This is a genomic window from Halomonas maura (assembly GCF_030409305.1).
GTDB lineage: Bacteria > Pseudomonadota > Gammaproteobacteria > Pseudomonadales > Halomonadaceae > Halomonas > Halomonas maura.
In genome coordinates, this window is sequence record NZ_JAUFPQ010000017.1 from 330847 (window position 1) to 354538 (window position 23692).

Annotated in this window: 21 protein-coding genes and 1 tRNA gene; 4 read left to right on the plus strand and 18 right to left on the minus strand. The window is 57.3% G+C overall.

The annotated features are described in order from the left end of the window. Window position 1: 1 nt before the first annotated feature. From drmC to QWY76_RS11630, 17 genes are all read right to left on the minus strand, one after another. Window positions 2-820, minus strand: coding sequence for a DISARM system phospholipase D-like protein DrmC (drmC, locus tag QWY76_RS11550; protein WP_290311364.1), 819 nt, complete (start codon window positions 818-820; stop codon window positions 2-4). Window positions 821-829: 9 nt separating this feature from the next. Continuing rightward, the gene (drmB, locus tag QWY76_RS11555; protein WP_290311365.1) at window positions 830-2629 is read right to left on the minus strand and encodes a DUF1998 domain-containing protein; all 1800 of its coding nucleotides are present in this window, start codon (window positions 2627-2629) and stop codon (window positions 830-832) included. A gap of 5 nt (window positions 2630-2634) precedes the next feature. After that, window positions 2635-6066 (minus strand): DISARM system helicase DrmA, encoded by a 3432-nt coding sequence (drmA, locus tag QWY76_RS11560; RefSeq protein WP_290311366.1) that lies wholly within the window; start codon window positions 6064-6066, stop codon window positions 2635-2637. Beyond that, window positions 6059-7300 (minus strand): DNA cytosine methyltransferase, encoded by a 1242-nt coding sequence (locus QWY76_RS11565; RefSeq protein ID WP_290311367.1) that lies wholly within the window; start codon window positions 7298-7300, stop codon window positions 6059-6061. The genes drmA and QWY76_RS11565 overlap by 8 nt, the downstream gene beginning before the upstream one ends. After that, window positions 7293-7526: a helix-turn-helix domain-containing protein gene (locus QWY76_RS11570; protein ID WP_290311368.1), complete on the minus strand. Its 234-nt coding sequence runs from the start codon at window positions 7524-7526 to the stop codon at window positions 7293-7295. Before QWY76_RS11570 ends, QWY76_RS11565 begins: the two co-directional genes overlap by 8 nt. A gap of 134 nt (window positions 7527-7660) precedes the next feature. Continuing rightward, window positions 7661-7942 carry a hypothetical protein gene (locus QWY76_RS11575; RefSeq protein WP_290311369.1) on the minus strand — a complete coding sequence of 94 codons (282 nt, stop codon included), beginning with the start codon at window positions 7940-7942 and terminating at the stop codon, window positions 7661-7663. Window positions 7943-7958: 16 nt separating this feature from the next. After that, entirely contained in the window at window positions 7959-8489 is a 531-nt protein-coding gene (locus QWY76_RS11580; RefSeq protein WP_290311370.1) for a hypothetical protein, read from the minus strand. A gap of 487 nt (window positions 8490-8976) precedes the next feature. Further along, window positions 8977-9270, minus strand: coding sequence for a hypothetical protein (locus QWY76_RS11585; RefSeq protein ID WP_290311371.1), 294 nt, complete (start codon window positions 9268-9270; stop codon window positions 8977-8979). Between the two features lie 3 nt (window positions 9271-9273). Then, on the minus strand, window positions 9274-10269 hold the full coding sequence (locus tag QWY76_RS11590; RefSeq protein ID WP_290311372.1) for a TrbL/VirB6 family protein: 996 nt from the start codon (window positions 10267-10269) through the stop codon (window positions 9274-9276). Then, the gene (locus QWY76_RS11595; protein WP_290311373.1) at window positions 10266-10559 is read right to left on the minus strand and encodes an EexN family lipoprotein; all 294 of its coding nucleotides are present in this window, start codon (window positions 10557-10559) and stop codon (window positions 10266-10268) included. Before QWY76_RS11595 ends, QWY76_RS11590 begins: the two co-directional genes overlap by 4 nt. Window positions 10560-10568: 9 nt before the next feature. Beyond that, window positions 10569-11219 (minus strand): TrbJ/VirB5 family protein, encoded by a 651-nt coding sequence (locus QWY76_RS11600; protein WP_290311374.1) that lies wholly within the window; start codon window positions 11217-11219, stop codon window positions 10569-10571. Window positions 11220-11221: 2 nt separating this feature from the next. Further along, the gene (locus tag QWY76_RS11605; RefSeq protein WP_290311375.1) at window positions 11222-11545 is read right to left on the minus strand and encodes a hypothetical protein; all 324 of its coding nucleotides are present in this window, start codon (window positions 11543-11545) and stop codon (window positions 11222-11224) included. Between the two features lie 46 nt (window positions 11546-11591). Beyond that, window positions 11592-12362, minus strand: coding sequence for a hypothetical protein (locus QWY76_RS11610; protein ID WP_290311376.1), 771 nt, complete (start codon window positions 12360-12362; stop codon window positions 11592-11594). Between the two features lie 1167 nt (window positions 12363-13529). Continuing rightward, the gene (locus QWY76_RS11615) at window positions 13530-14636 is read right to left on the minus strand and encodes an AAA family ATPase (RefSeq protein WP_290311377.1); all 1107 of its coding nucleotides are present in this window, start codon (window positions 14634-14636) and stop codon (window positions 13530-13532) included. Between the two features lie 118 nt (window positions 14637-14754). Beyond that, window positions 14755-15816: a tyrosine-type recombinase/integrase gene (locus QWY76_RS11620; protein ID WP_290311378.1), complete on the minus strand. Its 1062-nt coding sequence runs from the start codon at window positions 15814-15816 to the stop codon at window positions 14755-14757. Between the two features lie 97 nt (window positions 15817-15913). Then, window positions 15914-15990 (minus strand) — tRNA-Ile (locus tag QWY76_RS11625). Between the two features lie 57 nt (window positions 15991-16047). After that, window positions 16048-17085 (minus strand): hypothetical protein, encoded by a 1038-nt coding sequence (locus QWY76_RS11630; RefSeq protein ID WP_290311379.1) that lies wholly within the window; start codon window positions 17083-17085, stop codon window positions 16048-16050. A gap of 71 nt (window positions 17086-17156) precedes the next feature. Here QWY76_RS11630 and QWY76_RS11635 point away from each other — a divergent pair, with 71 nt between their 5' ends. The 4 genes from QWY76_RS11635 to QWY76_RS11650 all read left to right on the plus strand — a co-directional run bounded on the left by QWY76_RS11635 (window position 17157) and on the right by QWY76_RS11650 (window position 21726). Continuing rightward, entirely contained in the window at window positions 17157-17774 is a 618-nt protein-coding gene (locus tag QWY76_RS11635) for a hypothetical protein (protein WP_290311380.1), read from the plus strand. Between the two features lie 75 nt (window positions 17775-17849). Continuing rightward, window positions 17850-18599 carry a siderophore-iron reductase FhuF gene (fhuF, locus tag QWY76_RS11640; RefSeq protein WP_290311381.1) on the plus strand — a complete coding sequence of 250 codons (750 nt, stop codon included), beginning with the start codon at window positions 17850-17852 and terminating at the stop codon, window positions 18597-18599. Continuing rightward, the gene (locus QWY76_RS11645) at window positions 18596-19540 is read left to right on the plus strand and encodes a helix-turn-helix transcriptional regulator (protein WP_290311382.1); all 945 of its coding nucleotides are present in this window, start codon (window positions 18596-18598) and stop codon (window positions 19538-19540) included. The genes fhuF and QWY76_RS11645 overlap by 4 nt, the downstream gene beginning before the upstream one ends. A gap of 104 nt (window positions 19541-19644) precedes the next feature. Next, window positions 19645-21726 carry a TonB-dependent siderophore receptor gene (locus QWY76_RS11650; RefSeq protein ID WP_290311383.1) on the plus strand — a complete coding sequence of 694 codons (2082 nt, stop codon included), beginning with the start codon at window positions 19645-19647 and terminating at the stop codon, window positions 21724-21726. A 101-nt stretch (window positions 21727-21827) separates the two neighbouring features. Here QWY76_RS11650 and QWY76_RS11655 read toward each other — a convergent pair whose 3' ends face one another. Continuing rightward, complete coding sequence (locus QWY76_RS11655; RefSeq protein WP_290311385.1) at window positions 21828-23630, minus strand: ABC transporter ATP-binding protein; 1803 nt, start codon at window positions 23628-23630, stop codon at window positions 21828-21830. Window positions 23631-23692: the final 62 nt, after the last annotated feature.

Consider the following 23692-nt stretch of genomic DNA (forward strand, 5'->3'; position numbering starts at 1 on the left):
ATCATAGAGCATAGGGCACAAGCACTTCCTTGTGCCCTAGTAAATCAAAGTGCTGTGCAATCCGTTCACTGGGTTGCCCTTGTGCTCTGACGCCCATCTCCATATTGCGATCCAGCGCATACATGGTCAGGTTGGCGGAAGTCACCAGCGCATCGTGACGATCTGCCACCAATACCTTAGCGTGCAGTTTCAAGTGCTTATCATCGGGCGGTATCTTCCAGGTCAGGAGTTTTGGCAGTGCCACACCTTTCGGCCATAGGGCAATCAAGGTATCACGGTTATTTTTTCCGTAGCCTTTTTCACCCTCGTCCAACACCATCGTGACTTTCACGCCGCGCGCAACAGCATCGGCCATCAACTCGATAATGTCGTTGATGATACCTTCGTAATCTTCCTTGCCTGCCAGCCAGTAACCCACCACCAAAAGCTCAGAATGGGCAGCAGAAATAATATCCTGCACCACTTGGCGAGTTGCGCGAAGGTAGGAGCCTTCCACCTTGGGCCCGGTCCACACCACTTCAGTTTGAGTAGCCTCCCCGTCTGTAAGCGCTACAGCTTCCTTTATCGTCTCCAACTGGAGGGCGAAATCAGAGTTGTCGAGGGAAGCGAAGTGACTCGCCCAATTAGAGACCAACTCCCGAAGAGCCCTATCTACTGCTCCTCGCCCAGCGGCCAACTTGGCAATGGTAGCCGCACCGGACTCTGAGGTTAGGACTCCTGAATCCAAAGCTCTGATGACTTCGTCGAAGGCACCAGCATTGATTAGCTGACGCACACTCTGCGCCGTTGAATGCGCCGACTTGCCTCGGGGGCTGGACATAGCGAGACCCTATTTGAAATAAGCCATATCGTTGTACGCCATCGTGGGCACGAGGAAATTGCGGTCCAGGAAGCGGTTGAACGCTTCGCAGGAAGTTTCTGGAGCCAACACACAGGCATGGCAGGCCGCTCCGTTGATGGTGGCGTGAACGTCTGGCTGATGGTCAGCACAGAGCGGATCCGATGAGCACCGTTTGGCATTTTCCAGTGCGCTATGAATCAAATTAGGAAACCGCTCCCTTGTCCCCAAATCGACCAAGCCGCCGAGACTACCCTCAGAGTCGGCGCTTGCGGTGTATAGCAGAATTCCAGCCATCTTGCGTTCAGGGTCAGTACTACTATAAATCCGTTCACGCACAGACGACTCGGAGTAGCCGCAATCCAGCGCGAGCTGGCGCATCAATACGTGGGCCAAGCTGTGCAGCAACAAATAGCGCGCGCCAGGGAAGTCATCCGCATCTACTCCGCGCTCTTTTGCCCATTCCCCATATTTTTGCTCGATGGCCGCTGCCCGTTCTTTTACTGCGGACCGCTCTTCCCAATCAGCCAAAGTTTCTTCTTTTAATTCAATGAAGATACCTTCACCCCGTACCTCTACTGCAGGCAGCCAGTCCTGACGTTCCTTGTAAATCGGTGCACGCGACGCGCCCATGCCGTCGTCATCCATGCCCGAGGCGTAGTCAATACGAGTAAAACTTGTAAGGGCCCGCACTTCCAATAGTTTGCGGGCCAATACAATTCGCTCGATTTCTTCGGACAAGAAGTCGGGTACCTCGCCCGCCTCCAAGAATAAATCTGATTGATCTCCCTGATTGCTCCCCTCTATATCGCGAAATGCATTCCACTCTGGCAAGCGAAGATCAATTTCATCTGTCTCGATCTCGCCGCGCTCTTTCAGTAGCGTCTGCCATATATCTTCCGCCTTAAACTCTGCAAGAGCCGGAAACATATCCATGTCGAGGAGCGTTTGCAGCTTCTCTGACGAGTCGATTTTTTCAACCTGATGCTGCGGGCACTTCTTCAATGCCTGACCAATCGGGCTGGCGGCCTCCTTGATGGCCAAGGCGCTGCGAACGAGTGGAAACCAGCCATTGGTAGCGCCACGCTGTATGGCTCTCAATTGACCAGCGTGTTTGCACTCTTTCGGATCCTTATTTTTTATACCAAGCCACGGTCGCTTCCGAGTGCACTCTCCCAATGCCATTCCGCGATTTTCACCAAAAGCATCACTCACGCTTCGCTTGGCATCACATGCGCAATAGACCCAAATGTCAGACACGGATCCCGTGGTGCCCGAGTAGACGAGTCGCATGCGCTTTTTACATGCGCTCTCCGCATCTCTATGGACATAGGCTCTCCATGGGAAATCATCGATATGCCCGCTAGGACAGGCGACGACAAATGGTGCAGGAGTCGTGGGAGCGCGGAATCGTCCCCTACCTTTGCAATTAGGTGCCTTGCATTCCATTTCCTGGGTTTTTTCGTTGTACTCAACTAGCTCTTCACCAGGCTCGGACAGAGTCGCGCATTCTGGATGAGTACAAACTTGATATCGCGGAAACAGAAAGGTCGGCACAGTTCCACGCTTGGTGAAGTAATTGCCGCTAGCCGGTTCTGCAGAAAAAAACCGTTTAACCTTTAGGGCGCGCTGCAAACGAGGCTCGTGAATAGCCAACTCTTCATCAAGTCGCCAACTGTCAATGCCGGCGACGATGACAGAAAGAGTCTGCAAATCCACGATCGCGCCTGGACCAAAAGTTGTGATTACCTGACTAGGGCGAACATCACCAATAGCTCTTTTACTCGACATCCTTGTTACTCCTCGTCACTCAAATAGAACGCAGCCGTTGGCTCGACTTCGCGCAAAGACCCGGGAGTTGGCCACTGCCCTTCATTATCTGTTCCCGATGTTTTCAGCAATACGCGTGAGTTATTCGGTGGCCGCTCATCACTTTTTAGCCAGGAGTAGCGCAATAAATCATCTGCATAATGAGCCCAATCGTCTCGACTGGACATGAGTCGCTCGTTTACAAGCTTTGCGTTTTTCTTACCAACAAGATCTGCCGCCCGAGTTGTGACATCGGTGATCATTAGATCCGTGTCGATCGAAGCCGGGTCAAAGTTCTGAGCATGGACTTCTCTGGCCATGTTCTGCCCACCCAGGCGCTGCATTGCCGCAAATGCGCCACGCAAGCCTCGGTCTAGTGCACGTGAGGAGAATGGGGTCACACTGATGGCTTCAACATGGCGATAAAGCGCCGCGTGATAGGCACGGAAATGTTCATAATGGGAGAGGTCACGAGCACCCAACCAGTTGTACATAGTGATAACTAAGCCTGGGTGTTTTCGCCCAACTCGACTGGTTGCCTGGATGTACTCAGCAGTGCTTTTAGGTTGACCGGTAACAACCATCAAGCCCAACCGATCGATATCCACGCCCACAGAAATCATATTGGTGGCAAGCAACACATCGACAGGGTACTGCTTGCCTTTTTCGCGCGGGAATCGGTTATCCAACCGTTTTAACAACCCTGGAATGCGCCATGAGTCGAGGCGACTTGTTAGTTCGTCTGGATCATTGATATAGCGCTGTGGGAACCCTCTCTGTTGGGCCAGGTACCGGAGGCGCTTTTTGATATCGTCTTCAACCAGCCTACGAGCACCGCCGAGGGCACGCAGACTATTGAAGTAACCCACAACAGTGGCGTACGGGTCTGCTGCCTCGTGATCGCGAGTGATTTCTGCCTCACCCGCTGCAAGCAATGCCGCATAGACTCGAACAAGCAGAGTTTTTGTACTGGAGCCAGGCGCATTCAAGCCAACGTATAGACGACCGGCCGTCTTGTCGTCATTATTTTTGATTGACTGCTCTTTGGCGAAGAACGAGTCCTTGGACGACAGGCCACTGGGTGGAAATATGGCAAGATCACGATTATAAAGCTGTCGAATTTGCTCGCGAGCTCTCCGTATGGTGGCTGTTGATGCAATGATCTTTGCCGGTAAAGAAACCCCGGTTTCAACTTCTACGCGTGTCAGGAAATCAACGGCGGTTTCGTAAAGCCCTACCATTGTGCCCAGCGGACCAGAGATCAGGTGCAGCTCGTCCTGAATGATTAATTCTGGGGGCATTAATCGATGTGCAGGTTGCTCGTCCTTTACCACTCTCTGGTTAGGTTTGTCGCCATGGCCCGGTGTTAGGTGGCCGTATGTTGGACTGTATCGATCTCGTAAACCAAACAGCGCCTGAGTTTCGCCTTTGAATGGCATGCGAGCAAATTTATCCACGGTAGCGATGACCAGTGATGGACACTCCCGATAGATCTCATCATCGACAACCACTACTGGTAGGCCCTGGTCATTGGACTTACGGGCACAAAATTCACACTTCGGATTTGGGCACCGGACCAGGGTTCGCAGACGATTGTTATCGAAATCATAGGTCTGATTTTCTGGCTTTCCTTGGGGAGTTACCAGAGAGGTTCCACAACGAGGGCATGAAACCAATTGAACCGGGCTTCCGTCTCTGGGCTTCTTGCCTTCATCCAAGAACTCAAGAGCCTTGCCGGAAGCTTTTGCGTCGTTCGGAGTCGTGGCCTTACCAACCCAAAGCCCAATCTTAAAGGGCTCTTCTCCCCACTTGTCCGGATCACTCTGACGTAGCAGCTCACAGGAACAGATCAGTGCCGTTGCGCGCTGAAACTGTTGGACCGTCAATAACCTCAAGGTGTAACGCATGATAATAGCTACACCGGCGCTGGAATCGAGGCCGTTGACGTCACCGCGGAGTCGCCGATGAGCCAAAGTGAATGCCGCTAGGCCAAGGTAGGCTTCGGTCTTACCGCCACCGGTAGGAAACCACAGGAGATCAACGAGTTTGCGATCTGCAGCGATCTTTTCTCCCGGCTTGGGCTTATTCACCATGCTCGCGATGTTGAGCAGAATGAAGCCCATCTGAAATGGCCGCCAAGAACGATTACCAGGCTCGTCGAAGTCCCCTGGCTTGCCAATCAATTCTCCGTTGTCTCGGTTTCGGCTCGCCCAACTGGCGTGAATACGCTGATCCCACATCACATGGTTGGCAAACAAAAATGCGTCAAAAGCTTTCGGTTCATCTCTAATAAGCTCCAGACCTTCCCGCATCCGGCGGGCTGCGTCATCACACGCCTCTATTAGAACCTTTGTCGTATCACGGTTCTCTTTGGTGGAGACAAACGGAGCGCCCTTCGCCTCTTGCTTTCTTTTTACAACCCATTGCTCGTAGGCCGAAATCAAAGGTTCGATAGCGTCGAAGATCTCTTCCGGAGTCGAGCATTTGCTGAGCTTCCACATATCCAAGTTCAAACCGGCAATGTCGCCGCTTTGAGCAATCAAACTTGGGACTTCAAAATTGGGAATAAAATCAGTGTAAAGGAGACTCGCTCGATCACTTTCAGTACTAACGCCTTCCCACCCTGCGGCAACTCCGTGGCCTGTGGCGAATTCCTTCGCATCTCGGTATAGCAGATTGGCTGTAGCAATTTCCGGATCCTTAGAAATATCTTTGTCGAAGCCCTTTGCGATAAAGATCGGAGCTTCATCGGCTGAGAATACTTTCAGCTTCGGCTGCATCAGCCATTGTTCGTCCTTCGCCCTATCGGAATCCTCACCTTTAGGACGCCTATTGACGAGAAAAAGGCTTATTGCTTTGGCCCCATCAATGTGATGAACAACCCCTTCTAGAAACACCTGCCCATCACCATCTCCGTCCTGACCTGCTCTTCTGAAGCCTTGCGGCGTAACACTTACATGCTCGGGAGCATTAGACTTAGATAAGGGAATTGGTTTGAGCTTGCCGACAGCATCGACTGGAACAGCTTCAACCAAGACTGACCGCTCGTACCGCTGCCAGTGAGTTCTGCCTTCGGACTCGTCCTTTTCACGGCGATAGTCGCCCCACGACACATTGGCATTAATGGTTTTTGTATCTTGTGGAACAAGGAAGGAGAGCCCCATGGAGGAAGGGCTAAAGCCAATAATGAGCGGAGGCTGAGCTTCATACTCGCCTCCTTCATCATCGTCGTTTCCGGCCGCGATTTCCTCGTTTTCCAACTCTGAAATTTCTGATTCTAAAGGGGCTAGTCGCCCAGCTATGTATCGAGTGGTCGGAAATTCAGTAATTGCCTCATCTGCAGAAGTGGGCCCCATTAACTCACGCTCAAGCGCCTCAAGAATTCGTGAGCGCGACTCTCGTTTGCTGCTATCAGGCATAGACGTCTTCCTTGGATTCGCGTTTTTGTGCTCCTGGACCTTTCCCTGTTCCGGGGTGGGCATCGTAAGAGCCACAGAGGGACAGATATTTTTCGGGTACAGCTTTGGCTTTTTCCGGTAGAGGGCAGTCGACTTTTCTCTCTGGGATAAGCCTTAACCTTTTTCGCACACGTTCACCAAAGAACTGACGCCGAATCTCTAACCCCAACAATTCCCCAATCGCAGGAGGGACGGCATTGCCAATCTGCTTGTGAGCCGCTCGCCGATCTCCGGAAAACTGGTAATCGTCTGGAAACGTTTGGATTCTAGCGAGTTCGCGGATCGACAACAAACGCCCTTTCCAGTGAAATGGTCCAGTTGCAGGACCGGGCTGAGCTTGGATCGTCCAACTAGGTTTGTTTTTGGCTAACTTGAGAAGAAAAGACCAAAATCTAGTGCGCCAGCCAAATAGGGGGACGCCACCCATCCTCTCTGTGTGCCAGAGATAGTTTTGCCCCTCAGGAATCGTAGGCAGCAAGTCGGCCCACTTGCCTGAGGGTTTGAGCTCCTCAGGCCAGATATTGAAATCCAAATCACCAATGGCATCCCATGCCGTCGAATAGATGCGCCCCTTACCCCTGAATTTCTCGGGGCTGAAATGAGTAGGCCCAGGAAGATCAAATTCCAAACCATCCCTACTGGCAATGATGAATACGCGCTCTCTTAGTTGAGGAACACCGTAGTCGGCTGCATTCAGTGATATAACGCGGGGTATATAATTAGTACCTTTTAATTTATTAATCTTGTTCAGCTCATTTACCAAGAGCTGCAAACCCTCATCTTTCTTAGAATACCCTATGCCTTTGACATTTTCGAGAAGTATAACTTTTGGTTGTGCTTCGCGGACAAAATCTAAATACGCTTTAAGGGTTTTTGCTCGAGGGTCTGTCAAACGTTCTGTATCTCCTGTTACCCAGTAACCAGATTTTGAGAAAGGTTGACATGGTGGCCCACCAGCAAGAAGGGTGAGTTCTCTGGATTCTAGTCCAGCCTCTCGTAACAACTCCACCGGAGTTGATGCATGGATATTTCCAAGCGAGGATAGCTTCCATCTTGGATGGTTTATAGCAAGTGTTTGCTGGGCAACTTCGTCAACTTCAACACATAGCTTGTTTTCAAAACCAGCTCTGGCTAGCCCTAAGTCTAAACCTCCTGCTCCACTGAAGAGTGAAATCATAGTCTTTTTATTATTCATGGAGACTATCTCCTGACTGATACTCAAACAGTTCCCCCACGGTCATGCCCAGATATCCACAGAGAATACTGATAGTTTCAATATCCATCCTGACTAATGTCTCGTAATACATGCGGGTTAATGTTCCACGGCTTATCCCGGTATCACGGCTGACATCGGAAATTTTGAGTTTTTTCTCACCCATTATTTTGGATAGATGACATTTAATCACTTTTCTTGCATCCATTTTGATCTCTTGCTGGTCATTTTACATCATGGAAGCCAAATATGCACCTGTTATATTCATGCCCGTGAGCTTTTGTACACTCTAGGATAGGATCGCCAGAATGATCATATATTTCCCCTCCTTTCTTGAACGTCCTAACCATCATTCATCGAATCGAAACTCAACTGCGTACTACCCGACTCGCTTTCTGGACGACCTCCTGAATCCTCGCCATATGTCGCGATCATCTCTTCGACCCATAGCTCTCCGGCAAACTTGGCGTTCTCGTACTCGACTGTCTTCATCCATCCAACATCGTGAGGTCCAGAAAACAACTCGTATCCTGGAATCTCCCAATCATCCTCAAAGTACCTCAGGACCCAGCCATAGCCGTCTTCTTGAGGGCATGGATCGATCTTGAAACTATATCGCGGCATTTCCATTCTCCTATTCTCACACCAGATTCCAACGCTTTCGCCCGCCGGAGACCAGTGCCATCACGCGCTCATTAACCTCCCGCACTCTGTCCTGTAGCTCCTTGATGCTGATTTCTCCCTGGCCCTGATCCTTAATCCGCATGCGAGGCAAACCCAGCTGGGTACCGCCAGCGTTTTCAATGACGTCGGTCAGTGCGAAAGATGCTTGGATCAAGGCAGAGCGCTCTTCTTCGTTCATGACCGGCTGACGTAGCAGCGTCGCCCGAATCAGCGCCGAAGCCCAACGAGTGCGATTCGGAAAGCCCTCGTAAGCGGCCCGCTCTGTGATCAACTCCTGCTCCTGCCGAGTCAGCCGAACCGATAACTTGCAGGACTTGGGGCCCCGCATCATGTCTCGTCCTTCTTCAGCAATGCTTTCGCCACAGACGCGCTGGATCATCTCCCGCAGTACATCTGACTCCGAACGTCCAGATGCTTCACAAAGGCGTTGCCAGGCTTCCTTCTCGGCTGATGTCAGCCTGGTTTTGACCACTGCTATTTCTGTCATCGTGTCATCCTCTATTGCGTGTTGCTCTCCAAACCTGGTACCAAATGCCAGCATCCTGCCGGCTACGGCTGACACTTCGCGAATCCTGCCCTAGCCTCAAAACCACCCAGACTTTTCGTACGCACGAAATTTTGGCTTCAGCAGTGCTCTAGGCGCTCCAATTAGGACGGCAGTACCATGTGCTGGCACTTCGCGAATCCTGCCCTAGCTCTATACCCATTCATTCTTTTCGTACGCACGAAAATGGGTTCAGGGACGCGCTAGGCTACTCCCTTAGTAATACGCACGGACCTGTCTCAAACCTGCTGGTCGCCAGGGGCTGATCGGGAGGATTCGCCATTAGTAATAGGGGAGGCACTTGTCTCAACCGCTTTCGTCTCTCCATGCTCCCGGCGACGTTTGGCCAGCTCAGCTTTCATCCACTGCCCAGAGGCACGCATCTCAGCTCGCAGGTCTTCGATCTCTTCGGGTGTCAAGCGCCGGTAGCTCATGAGGTCTCCTTCTGAGATGGATCACGCCGAAGCTCGGGATATATCGTTGCGCGCCATAGCCACTGGAGAACACACACGGCAATACCGGCCACGCAGACAAACAGGGTACGAGCAGCCTCGCCATCGCCAGTAAGAGCGACGCTGACCAAACCAGGCAGTTCAGGGAGCAACGCCACAGACAACAGGATACCCACCACCAGTAACAGGCCCGAGATGACCAGCCCCACCCCACTCTTTACCCGCGCCACGCGGACGCGCCAGGTATCTAACCACTTGATATTGGTATTCATGACTTATCCTCCTGTCATCGTGTTGCCAGCACCGAAACGCTTCTGGTAGGCACGATAGGCAGACTTCGCGCCACGGTAAGGGGAGGTTGCCGCACTGCCTGCTAAGCGTGCATCACGTTGAACGCCGCGATACTGACGGCGGATTGCTGAGGGACGCATCGCGGACATAGCAGAGCCCAGAGCGCCCTGAGTTGCCAATGCCACACCACCGCCCAATGCGGAAGCAATGGCCGGCACCTGCTTCAGCACGAGGATTCCAAGGGCAAAAAAAGCAATCAGATAGGCACTTGTGGTCATACTGGCCATGCTGCCTGCCGAGGATTCCACGATGTTCATAAACGCTTCGCTGACATCGATGACCATTCGGCCAATGGCTGAGCCCAAAAGCAGCAGCATGCCGAAATTAATCACCATGCCCAACCAGCTCTCGAAAAAGCGTTGGGTGCTGTTAAACAGCAGACCGATGATAAAGAGCGGACCAATTGCCAGCAGCACTGTGGTAGCGACCTTGCTGGCCAGTAAGAGGAACGCCACTACGATGGCAACACCACCACCAAACACCATGATCAGAATTGCCACCAGATACATGCCGAAATCACCACTCATGACTCCCGCTTTATCCCAGGCCTGATCAGCTACGGCGAGAACGCGGGAGAACAGGCTGTCCAAAATGGCCGCTGCGCCTCCATTGGACCCCGTGATGACTGCTGCTACCTTTTCAGGGCCGTGAGCCAGTACGTCCACCACGACGCCCATATAGGTACCGACCGTCAGCCCCAGCGTCATGATGAAGCCGATGCGAAGGATGCGAAAAACGCCCTCCTGCAAGGGCTCACTGACCTTGCCAAACATCATCAAATAGCCCCAGATGGCAATCCAGACGATCAACATGCTGGTAAACATCGGAGTGATGTAAGCGATGAGGTCAGTAGCCGTGTTGATGATGTACTGGTCCAGTGCCTGATCAACGACGGAGAACATGCCTTCAAACAGGTTCATGAGTCCTCCTCGCTCTTAAGGCTAGACAGGTCAAGTTCGAAGGGCTCACCGCTAGACAGTGCCCGTTCTGCCTGGAGTGCATTGATGCAATTCGGCGTCTCCTGGAGTTCGCCAGGATTGTTGCCGCATGTCTCCAGGGTCACCTTGCGCTCATTGTCATGCGCTTTGTACCAGTCCACGCTCTGCACCGGGCCAGTATCCGGGGTATCATCAAAACACCCAGTCAGCACAACGCTGATCAGAACCACAATGGCAATATTTCGTGCGCACGAAATTTTCCTGACATCCATAAGACCTCCTTACCAATCAAGTTCGAACGGTTCCCCTGATGACGCGACGCGCATCTGCTGCACGCGCTGGTTGTGCATCGCCTGATTGGCCTCGGCCTGCGAGCGGAGCATGGCCAGCTTGGCCATCTCGTTTTGCAGCATGACCTGTTCGGCACCGATACGGGCCTGGAGGTCCAAAACGTCTTTCTGGTCGGGGCTGTTGTTAACCTCAGCCACCAAGCCGGTCAGCTCGCTAAAGCGCTCACGGGCCTGCTCCAGCGACTTCTGGGACTGGCCAAGCCAGGTCGCCGTGTTCTCGTTGCCGCTGTCGTACAGGTCCGCTACATCACCAGAAAGGCCGTGTTCGTTTGCGCCCCTGATACCGGCGTCACTCAACACCTGGTTGGGATCGATATTCACGGCAGTGTCATAGGCAGAATCGATGACGTTCCCCAGGCCACGAACGCCGCTCATGCTGTCCAGCTCCCTGTTGGCCGTTTCGAGCTGGCTTTTCAGTTGCTCGATTTGGTTAAGCATGTGCTGGACCTGCAAAATCTGCTGAGTCAGACTCGACACGTCGATAACGGGAATCCCGCCCGCCATGGCTGGCTGCGATAGACCGATGGTGGTCGCGAAAGCGACACCAGCGATTTTTCGTGCGTACGAAATTTTGTTGCTCATGATCAAACCTCCTTTTGACGATCCTGACGGGTCGCTTTGGCCTCCAGACGCCGCCTCGTCCTCTGGAGCGTGAGCGACCGTTTTTCAAAATCCAGGCTTTTCAGGTCGATGGACTCCATCACCTCTTTCATCTCCTCGATGCAGGTGAAGAAATCCTCGGGAAGGATTTCCAACTCCTCGGTCAGAAAATCGCTTGCGTAGCCGGCGATGATCACCAGAACTCGAATCTCGCTCTGGATGGCATGCTGTTCGACCGCGTGTGACCGGTACAGCCGCGACAGGCCACTGTCGGTGTAGGCGGGTGTGATACCCTGTCTGTTAGCCATGGATGCCTCCTATGCAGGCAGTCGTGGTTAGGCGCGGTCGGGGCCATCACCCCCGTTCCGCGCCGCTTGAATTCCATGTGCGAAGGGTTCTGCGCATTTCTTCTACTGCAGGAACTCCAACTTTGTTGCTGCCGTAGTTTCTGGCTATGAGCTCTGCTCTTTGCTGGCCCAATAATTCAGCCATCTCCGCCCGCGTTAATTTTGATTCGGGCCCAGGATGACTCTTGGCCTTGGCCGCCTCGCTTTTATTTCTTGATGTACTCTGTGTTGTATTCTCTGTAATAGATTTGCCCTTTGGTCGAATCAAGGTTTGACTATCCTGCCCACCAGATTGGCCAGAAGGGATAGTAGAATCGACCAAAGGGAAAAACTGGGAATTACAATCACTTCCAGAAGGGTCGTCGTCGAATTGCTCCGCTAGAAGCTCAAGCAAGCGCTCGCAGTTCACCCGATACCACATTTTTGCAGGTACATCTCTCCTTTCCTCTTCCAATACGCCAATTTCCACTAGCGATTTCCTAGCATTAGCCTGCTGCTTTGGAGAAAGCCCTGTTTCTGACTCCCAACTATCTCTGCCACGCTGATTTTTGTAAAACCACCCGCCTCTTTCCTCCGCCTTGGTGTTACGTGTCCAGTAAAATGCTTGGCTAAGGAAGACTGCACCAGGAACTGAAACGCCGGGAAGGAGCGTGAACGCGGCATGATAGGCAACTACCCTACCCAGAATCTTCTGCACTACCGATGGACTAACACGCGCCATATTCTGAAGGCTCCAAATCCAGAGCGTCTTTGACTTGGAGCGTCCGAAAATAGACACGGCGCCCCACCTTCACCATCGTCGGCTTCAGCTTTCTAGAGACCTCAGTATCTGAATAAAGAGAAACCCGCACACCATCGGGTGAGCGACCAAGAAGATCCGCCAAGTCTGATATGCTCATCAGAAGGCCGAACCGCTCAACAAGATAGTCTTCGACATTCATGGCTAGCACCCCATCAATCATACATCGACGTAATCAATGCTAACCAAGCAAAGTCAAAGCTCAAGCGCACCCCTTTTTCACAGCAATCAATGCACTAGATATTGATTATCAAAACATATTATTTTGAAGAAACAGCGCTCTACAAAAACATTAAATTACAATAACTTATAGCATTAACAAAATTTTACAAATTTGAAAGGATTGCACAGAAGCAGCCATGGCGGGATAATAAGAATAATAACAAACTTATTATTCTTATTATTAGGAAAGCCAGCGGATTGGCGAATGGTGGCATGCATCATGCTTCTCACAGCCACCGCTAAGTCTAATACAGCTCTTTATTTATTTCTTCCAACACCTCTACAAGAAACTTCAATCTCCTCTTGCAGCTTTCTCGATCACTAGTTATAAAACTTGCCATTATTGAGGCAATTTTTCTCGAACGCTGCGTGAGAACCTGATGGCGAGATTCAATATTACGAAGCTGATTAAGCTTGAGATCTTTTATCATATTCTCAGTCTCAACTTCTCGCCCTGAGCCAGCTACGACAATGTAAACGGGCCCCGGTTCTTTTCGTACACAAGCTGCTATATCATCATAATATGGGTGAGGCCAGCGAAACCTTCCTAATCCGGGATAAAGATACCGAGCAGCTCTAACAGAAGAGTCTCCAAGATCCCGCGTCCCTTTCTCGATATTACATGAATGGCAGCTTAGTATTAGATTGGTCGCAGTGAAGGCATGCCGACGATAACAGTCTCGAGATTTGTCTAGAAAATGCTCAATATCCTCCAAGGTATTTCTTCTTTCAACAACGATAACTCTTTGGCAGTAAGGACATATCTCATTTTGTTCTTTTCGCAGAACATCTCTTGTTAGCTTTTTCACATAAGATAGAGAACGGTGCCCCCACTCAATCTCACCCCTTAAGTACTTCTGAATAGAGTCACGATATTCCTTCCTATTCAAAACCACTCTAATTGTAGGTTTTAAACCAGCCACTTTAGAACCTCAGAATTGTTCCAATGATTTTAACCAAGGGATCATCTTGCGACAGATCCAAGTCGAGGCTCTCAAGCAACCTTCTTTTCTCTCTAAACTCTTGACTTCCTTGCTTCTTATCTGTAATGAGCTTCAAGCATGAACTTACTAAAACCGCAACCTCAGGCGACCTTGCAGAAAAAAGATGGAATTGATCACGCAATACCGCATCACTTGTCTTCCCATAAAGCTTTACTCGTGACCAACTTTGCCCTGAAGGAAAATCACATAAATATGAACTCTCATTACGTATACTACTAGCAATCAAAGGAGAATGCGTAGCGATTAATATAGTTGCATTTGAGTGCAGACTGGTTGTAATACTAACCAAATCCCTTACAATATTTGCTTGCCATGAGGGATGAAGGGAATTTTCTGGCTCATCATAAAACAATATGGAATTCTTTTCAGAGCAAAACAAGCACCCTAAAAGTGTTAAAATATATTGCTTTTCTCCCGAACTAAGCTCAGCAAGGCCAAACCATTTACCATTCCTTGAAAACAAAATATCCGAGAGAAGAATATTCCCGCTGGCAATATGCTCTTCGAATAAATCGAAATATTCAATCGAATCGTGCAGAGAATGGAATTCTACTTCTAACTCTGATCCAACCGCGTCGATAGCATCACTTTTTCTCCCCTTACCGTATCTAAACTTAAGGACTATCCTCCCCTCAAAGGAAACCTTTTCAAAAACCTCAAACAATAGAGAAATATTATCATATACGACATGCTTGGTATCCAGAATATAATTCACCAAGGTTCTAAATGGCGAAATATCAGACACCATATTATTATTTACTTTATTTCCAAGATAGACTGCTGCATCACTCTTGCTCTTCCCCATGTATATAGACCGGGGGTATTTGTCATGCATTGTTCCAGACAAACATATCATTCGCTCGAATTTTGAGCCATCGCCATTTAATGCCTTAGCAATACTTTCTGATGCATATTTAAAGAACCTGGACTTTCCTGTACCATTCTTTCCTGTGACGACATGAACTCCTCCTTCCCGAAGAGAACTCAACAGACTCTCATAAACTTTTTCTTGTGCTTTTAACCCCATTTAACCCTCACTATTAAACAGAAAAACAAAATCTTAAAGGCCCACCAAATATCTTATAATGGATCAAAAAAACCCCAAATATAAAAAACCACCAATCTCATAAAGAAAATAAATCATATTACACATGATTTATCCCATCTAGCTTTACGACTAAATCTTCTGCCCTTAAATGCGTATACCGCCGCAGCATCTGCATCGACTTATGGCCACTGATCGCGGCGACCTCCTGATCGGATAGCCCCGCCTCCACCAACCGGCTGACGGCCTCATGGCGTAGGTCATGAAAGCGGAAGTCATCGAGGCCGGCCTTCTTCTTCGCTTGGTTCCAGAGCTTGGTGTAGGCGTAGGGGCCGCGTTTGCCATCCTTTCCAGGCTCGCCAAAGAACACCAGGTCACATTCAAGCGGGCGCACTGGATTGTTCAGCGCTTGCTTGAATACCTCGGTGGCGGCCTGGGTCAGCGGCACCAGGCGGGCTTCGTTGTTCTTGGTGTCCGTGAGGCGCACCACGCGGCGCTTCACGTCGACCTGGGAGCGAGTGAGGGTCAGGATCTCCGACGAGCGCATGCCCGTCTCCAGGGCGATTCTGGCGATCCAGGCCAGCATGGGGTTGCTGTGTTGCCGCAGCACGGCGAATAGCCGCTTCTCCTCATCAGCGCTCAGACGCCGGTCGCGCCCCTCCCCCGGGCTGGGCTTGCGGATGTTCTGGACGGGGTTGTAGGTCAGGCCGAGGCCCCATTCCTGGATGGCCACGGTGTAGAGATGGCCAAGCAAGGCGAGCTCCAGGCGCACGGTATTGGCGCTGATGGGCTGGCCACGATGGCCAACGCTGTTCAGACGGGTGTCACGGAAGTTGGCGATCAGCTCCGGCGTCAGGGCCGCGAGGGAGTACTTGCCCAAGTGCTCAATCAGCGTGTTGGCCTTGTGGCGTTCGCTCTTCTGGGTGCTGGGCTTTTTGGTAGGGGTAACGTCGGCCAGGTACCGCTTGAGCGCGGCTTCGAGCGTCATACGCTCCGAGGCGCTGCGCTGGATATAGACGCCACGCACCATTTCGTCTTCGGTGCGGCGTGCCCAGTCCTGGGCATCTCGCTTGGTGCGGAAGGTCTTGGCGGTTGTGGGCCAGCCGGTCTTGCGGATGACGGCTTTCCAGCTACCAGAAGGGGTCTTGACGATGGTGGCCATGAAAATCTCCAGGGGACTGAAGAATCGGTACTGTACCGAAACTGTACCCTTGGACTATGGGACTCACCAGAGAGAATTCGTAAGATGCTGATTTTATTGGTGGGCCCAGCTGGACTCGAACCAGCGACCAAGGGATTATGAGTCCCCTGCTCTAACCAACTGAGCTATAGGCCCTTATCAGCGGTTGCGTATGATAGCGAAAGCCGCTGGCCGAGGCCAGCGGCGCGATCCTCAGTCGATGCCGAGAATCGTGTAGGGCGCCTCGCAGGCGTGGCGCTCGTCACGCTCGTCCACGCTGCCCAGGGCCAGGTTGCGGTCGTTGTCGTAGGCCACGAACAGCCGCTCTCGGTCCAGCACGGCCAGACCCTCGGCCTTGTGCTCGAACTCCAGCGCCGTGCCCTCCGGCGTGGTGACCATCGCCGGCGGCTTGCCGGCGCGGAAGTCCTCCAGGCTCATCCCCCACAGGTAGCCGCCGATGTGCTCCTCGCCGCGCTCTTCCACCTCGAAGCTGGTCAGCAGGTAGAGCCTGGCGTGATAGGGATCGTACTCGAGGCTCGAGAGCCCGCAGGCGAAGCGCACGCCCTCCCGGGCATCCGGGTCGAACTGGAAGTACTCCCGGAGGGCATCGATGAACTCGATGTTGCCGCCCTCGATGATCTGGTAGTGGGCGCCCACCACCCGGGAGACGTAGTGAAAGTCGTCATGGGCCTTGCCCTGCTCGCGCACGCCGAACAGCAGCAGGCCGTCGCCGTGGTCGCCGGGCACCGCGGCGAGGCCCTCGATCTTGTAGTAGGGAAAGCCGATGGCGGCATCGAGCTTGCGGCGCAACTCCAGCGAGCCCTCCACGCCGTCGCGGGGGTCGGGGTCCACCACCTGCACCTCGTCGGGCCTGCCGAGCGGCCAGATCAGCAGGTGGTTGTAGTCGTTGAGCGCGTGGCTCTGGTCATCGATGCGATCGAAGCCGGTCACCGCCAGCACGTGCCGACCGTCGGTGGTCAGCGCGAAGTCCTCGTACTTCACCGCCTGCTGCAGCCGCGCGGCGGTGAGGTATTCCAGCCGCGTGTCATCCGGGCCCTCGGGGCCGAGCGGCAGGGCGAACACCGCGGAGCGCGCCTCGCCGGGCACCGGCTTGTCGCTGGCCAGCAGCAATCGCTCGCCGTCGTAGAGCGCGGCGGAGATCTCGGCGTTGACGAGTTCGCCCCGCTCGTCATGCAGGCCGGCAGGGAAACAGTGGATGATGCCTTGTTGCAGGATCCTGGCGCTACGCATCGCGATTGCCTCCGGCGTCGATTACTCTCGAAGCCATCACGCTAACATGCCCGTTGGGAGAATCCCCCCCGATGACCACCCAAGCGGTACGATCCCGCCGCCTCGCCTGGCGGCTGGCGTCCCTGGCGCTGTCGCTCACCGGCCTGGTGGCCCCGCCGGCCCAGGCGGCCTGGCAGCTGGAGCCGTCACGCTCATGGCTCGAGGCCACCGTCATCGAGATCACCCCCACCGGCCCGGTGCCCCGCCGCCACCGGGTGCGCGAGCTCTCGGGCCACCTCGATGCCGATGGCACCCTGCGCCTGCCGCTGCGGCTCAACCAGACCGATGTGCTGGAACGCCTGGGGCCCCTGCCGCCCTGGCTCGAAGGCATGACCGAGCGGCCCCTGGCGACCCTGGTCACCCGGCTGCCGCCGGCGCGCCTCGATGGCCTGGCGGTGGGCGAGTCGCTGACCGAGACGCTGACCTTTCGCGTCGATGCCGAGGGCGTCCGCCGCCAGGAGCCGCTGGCGCTGCGCTTCACCTGCGAGGCGGTGGATCGCATCCGGGTGGCCAATGCCGAACGCATCGCCGTGGACGGCCGCGAGCTGATGGCCAACCCGACCCTGCGCACCGTGCTTCTGCTGCTCGGCTACGAGCAGATCGGCGACGAGGTGCCGGTCACCCTCGAGGCCACCCTGGTCGACCGCTGAAGGCCCCGCCGAGCCATTTGATAACGATTCGCATTTTATTTATCATCCGGCCTCGACGTCCCCGGTGGAGGCCCCATGACGCAAGCGCTGTCGAGGCTCTATATCGGCCCCCTGGCGGGCCTGACGCCGCCCCGGGTCGCGCCGGCGCCCGGTCCCGACGCCCTGCCCGCCCGCCTGTTGCTCGACCCCGCCTACCTGGAGGCGCTGTTCGCGCGCTTCGGCGCCCGGTACGGCCACGGCGATCGCCGGGCGGTGGCCTCGCTATGGTCCAAGTGGCACTTCAGCGCTCTCGCGGCCCATGCCCTGGCGGCCAACCTGCTGCTCGAGCGCGACCTGCCGCTGGGGCTGGACGACCTGCAGCTGGTGCAGTCCGCCGACGGCCAGACCACCGGCCTCGCGCTGCGCCACGCCGGCCGTCCGCTGGGCGAGCTCGGCGGCCTCTCGCGCTTCACCACCCTGCTCGACGCTCACCTGACGCCGCTCGTCGAGGCCCTGGCCTCGGCCAGCGGGGCCTCGCCCAAGGTGTTCTGGAGCAATGCCGGCAACTACTTCGAGTACTTCGCCGGCGCCCTCTCCCACCATCCCATGGCCGCGCCGGACGTGGGCGAGCCCGCCCGCGCGCTGATGGCGAGCCGCACCCTGGCCGACGGCCGACGCAACCCCCTCTTCCGCCCGGTGCGCTATGTCACGCCCGACGCGCCGGACGCCCCCAGCCGGATCCGCCGGCTGTGCTGCATCCGCTACCTGATCGACGAGCTGGGCTACTGCGCCAACTGCCCGCTGGAGTGCCGGCGCGCCGGCAAGGCGGCGAAGGAGGCCGTATGAGCCTGCCCGCCGCCGACGTACGCCAGCATACGCCCCGTGACCTGCAGGCCTATGGCCGGCGCTACGGTCTGGACTACCGCATCCCGGGCCTCTCGCCCCGGGCCGACGCCCCGGTGGTGCGCGGCCTGGTGCGTGAGTTCTCGCCGCGTCCGGGCATGCAGCTGGTCGCCTCCGACGTGGAGGTGCTGCACCGCTACGACTCCCGCTCCCGGGCGAGTTCGCCGCTGTCGATCATCGTGCTGCTGGAGGGCCGCGCCGAGGTGGCCCTGGGCGACGCGCGCCCGCTGACGCTCTCCCCCGGCATGGCCTTGAGCGTGCGGCTCGAGGCCGACCAAGGCCTGGCCGCCTCCCAGCCCGCCGGTCAGCGTCTGCGCGCCCTGACCCTGAGCCTCGACGAGGCCTGCCTGACTCGGCTGGGGACGGTCGCCCCGGAGCCAGGCACCTCTCGCATGCATGCCTGGCCGTTACCCGAGCCGCTGCGCCAGGGTCTCGAGCAGGCCCTGGTCACCCCCCTGCCGGACGAGGCCCAGGGCCTGCTGCTGGAGGGCCTGAGCCTGCAACTGCTGGCCCATGGCGGCCGCGTCGACGAGCCGGCGTCGGGTCCCGCACCACGTCTGGTCCTCCAGGAACGCCGGCGCCTGGAGCGGGTCCGCGATGCCCTGCGCCACGAGCCGGCCCGGGAGCATCGACTCGAGACGCTGGCCGAACTCGCCGCCATGAGTCCCGCCAGCCTGAGGCGCAAGTTCTGCGCGGCCTACGGTCGCTCGGTGTTCGACTACCTGCGCGACTGCCGGCTGACCCTGGCCCATGACTATCTGACCCAGGGCTTCAGCGTGCAGCAGGTGGCCCACTTCTCGGGCTACCGCCATGCCAGCAACTTCGCTACCGCCTTCCGCCGCCACTTCGGCTATGCGCCGAGTTCCCTGCCACCGGCGAGTTGAGCACCCGGCATAACCAGGTGATCACCGCGCATACCCTGCCCCGGCCACAAAAGGGAATAATTCTCATTACCTGAATGACGTTTCCTACCCCGAAGGATTCCCCCATGCCGACTCCCCGCCCCCTGGCGCTGGCGGTGTCGCTCGTGGCCGCCGGTGCATCGCTCACCAGCCAGGCCCAGCAGACCGAACAGCTCTCGACCCTGACCGTCACCGGCCAGGCCGCCACCAAGACCGAGACGCCCTTCAACGAGACGCCGCAGTCGGTGTCGATCGTCGAGAACGAGCAGTGGGAGGCCCGTGGCGCCGAGACCGTGCAGCGCGCCGCCGACTACACGCCGGGCGTCTACACCAACCAGGTCGGCGCCTCCAACCGCTATGACTACCTGGTGCTGCGCGGCTTCACCGACGGCAGTGTCAGCAACACCTTCCTCGACGGCCTCAAGGTGATGAGCGACGGCGGCTCCTTCAGCTCCCTGGTCATCGACCCTTACTTCCTGGAGCGCATCGAGGTGGTCAAGGGGCCCGCCTCGGTGCTCTATGGCCGCGCCTCCCCCGGTGGCCTGGTCGCCCAGACCCGCAAGCGACCCGAGTTCGAGCGCAGCGGCGAGCTGCGCCTCGGCGTCGGCAACCACGCCCAGCGCAGTGCCGCCTTCGACCTCACCGGCCCGCTGGACGACGAGCGCCGGGTCGCCTTCCGCCTGACCGGCCTGGCCCGCGCCGCCGACACCCAGTTCGACCCGGCGGAGGAGGAACGCTACGCCTTCGCCCCACAGTTGACCTGGGACATGACCGACGCCACCAGCCTGACCCTGCACGCCTATCTGCACAAGGACCCGGAGGGCGGCTACCATTCGGGCCTGCCCTTCGAGGGCACGGTGGTCGATCACGCCGGGCGTCGCATCGCCAACACCTTCTTCGAGGGCGAGGAGGACTTCGACACGTTCGAACGCGAGCAGCAGATGGTGGGCTATGAGCTGGAGCATCGCTTCAACGATGCCCTGACCGGCCACCAGACGCTGCGCTACACCGAATCCGACGTCGAGCTCGAGCAGGTCTATGCCTTCGGCTGGGCCAACGACACCGAGCTCAACCGCTTCTTCTCCAGCGGCGACGAGTCGCTCGAGGCGCTGACCCTCGATAACCAGCTCGAGGCGCGTCTCACCACCGGCGCCGTGGACCACACCCTGCTGGCCGGCGTCGACTACCAGCAACGCGACAACGACGTGGTCTGGGGCTCGGGTGCCTTCCCCGCCATCGACGCCTTCGATCCCGAGTACGGCGCCGAGCCTACCGCCATGTTCCCGGACATCCGCCGCAAGCGCGAGCTCGAGCAGACCGGCGTCTATCTCCAGGACCAGCTGGCCCTGGGCCACTGGCGACTGAACCTGGGCGGGCGTCATGACTGGGTGGATATCGCCAACACCGACCGCGACAGCGGCGTGACCAGCGAGCTGGACGATACCCAGTTCAGCGGTCGCGCGGGGGTGCTCTACCTGTTCGACAACGGCCTGGCGCCCTATGCCAGCTACACGACCTCCTTCAGCCCCAACTCCGCTCTCGACCGGAACGGCGACCTGATCGAGCCCTCCCGGGGCGAGCAGGTCGAAGCAGGGCTGAAGGTCCAGCCGGCCGGCAGCCAGGATCGCTACAGCCTGGCATTCTTCCATATCACTCAGGAAAACCTGGCCACCAAGCGCGCCAGCGAGACCTTCTTCCGCGCCACCGGCGAGATCGAATCCCAGGGCGTCGAGCTGGAAGCCCATACCCAGTTGACCGAGAACCTGCGCCTGCAGGCGGGCTACAGCTACACCGACGTCACCCTCGAGAAGACCGGCAATGCCAACGAGGGCAACACCGACAACTGGGTGCCGCGCCACCAGGCCTCGCTCTGGGGGCAATACGCCTTCCCGCAGGGCGGGCTGGCCGGCCTGGAGGCCGGTCTCGGGGTGCGCTACTACGCCGACATCTACGCCGACGAGGCGAACACCGAGAAGGTGCCAAACTACACCGTGGTCGATGCCACCCTGGGCTACGACCTGGCCGAGCTGGGCCTCGAGGGCGTCTCGACCCGGCTCAACGTCAGCAACCTGCTCGACGAGGCATACGTCGCCGGCTGCAGCGACATCGACTTCTGCTACTTCGGCGCCGAACGCAGCATCAAGGCCACGGTCAGCTACAAGTTCTGATCCGGCCGCCCTCCGGACGCGCCGGCAGCCCCAGTCTGCCGGCGTTTCTTGTGCCCGGCGCCGGCCGCCGGGAGGGGGATCGCGACGCGCGCCGGAGCCCGTCAGGCCAGGGGGGCGGGGGCCGCCTCGGCCTCGCCGGTCTGCACCCGCCACTGGGCGGCGTAGCGGCCGTCCCGGGCGAGCAGCTCGGCATGGGTGCCGCGCTCGACCACGCGGCCGGCCTCGACGACGGCGATCTCGTCGGCGTGGACGATGGTCGAGAGGCGGTGGGCGATCATGATCACGGTGCGGCCGTGGCCGATGCGCTGGAGCGAGCGCTGGATGGCCGCCTCGGTCTCGTTGTCCACGGCGCTGGTGGCCTCGTCCAGGACCAGCACCGGCGGGTCCTTGAGCAGCGCCCGGGCCAGCGACAGGCGCTGGCGCTGGCCGCCGGACAGGCGCACGCCGCGCTCGCCCACCGGGGTGTCCAGCCCCTGGGGCAGCGCCTGGATGAAGTCCCAGGCCTCGGCCGTCCTGGCCGCCTCGACGATCTCGGCCTCGGACGCCGCGGGACGGCCGTAGGCGATATTGTCGCGCACCGTGCCCTCGAACAGGTAGACGTCCTGGCTGACCAGGCCGATGGCCCGGCGCAGCGACGCCAGGCTCACCGAGTCGACCGGCTGACCGTCGATCCGCACCCGCCCCGCGGCGGGCTCGACGAAGCGCAGCAACAGCTTGATCAGCGTCGACTTGCCGGAGCCGGTGGCGCCCACCAGGGCCAGGGTATGGCCCGCCGGCACCGCCAGGTCGATGCCCTCGACGCCGGCCCCGGAGGCGCCGTAGCGAAAGGCCACGTCCTCGAAGCGCACCTCGCCGCGCACCGGCTCGGCGAGCGCCTGGCCGGCGTCGTCGCGCACCCGGATGGGGGTCGCCAGCAGGTCGAGGATGCGCCGGGTGCTGGCCATGGCGCGCTCGAAGAGGTCGATGACCTGGGCCAGGCCGGTCAGCGGCCACAGCAGCCGCTGGGTGAGGAACACCAGCACCCCGTAGGCGCCCACGTTGAGTTCGCCGCGCAGCGCCATCATGCCGCCCACCGTGAAGGTGGCCAGGAAGCCGGTGAGGATGGCCATGCGAATCACCGGGATGAAGGCGGAACTGATGCGGATGGCCCGCCGGTTGGCCTCCACGTAGGCCTCGCTGGCGGCCCTGAGGCGCTCGGCCTCGCGGGCCTCGGCGGTGAAGCTCTTGATGGTGGCGATGCCCGCCAGGTTGTTGGCCAGCCGGCTGGAGAGGTCGCCGACCCGTTCACGGACGTCGGCGTACAGCGGGCCCGCCTTGCGCTGGAAGTAGAAGGCGCCCCAGACGATCAGCGGGATGGGGGTGAAGGCCAGCAGGGCGATCAGCGGCGAGAGCACGAAGAACACCGCGCCCACCGCCACCACGGTGACCCCGACCTGGATCATGGCGTTGGCCCCGCCGTCCAGGAAGCGCTCGAGCTGGTTGACGTCGTCGTTCATGGTCGCCACCAGCTGCCCCGAGCTCCTGGACTCGAAGAAGCCCATGTCCAGGCGCTGGGCGTGCTCGTAGGCGTCCTGGCGCAGGTCGGCCTGCAGCCGCTGGGCCAGGTTGCGCCACAGGATCTGGAAGAGGTACTCGAACAGCGACTCGCCGACCCAGATGAAGAAGGTCAGCGCACCGAGCACCAGGATCTGCTGCTGGGCCGTGGTGAAGCCCAGCCCGGCGACGAAGCTCTCCTCCTGGTTGACCACCACGTCGATGGCCACGCCGATCAGGATCTCCGGGGCGATATCGAAGAGCTTGTTGAGGATCGAGCAGAGGCTGGCGGCGATGATGCGACGCCGGTATCCCCGGGCATAGCGCAGCAGGCGCCCCAGGGCCTGGAAGCTGGAAGCGGTGGAAGACATCGGGACTGTCCTTGTAGACGAAGGCCCAAGCCTACGGCATGCACGGCGCCGGACCAACCGAT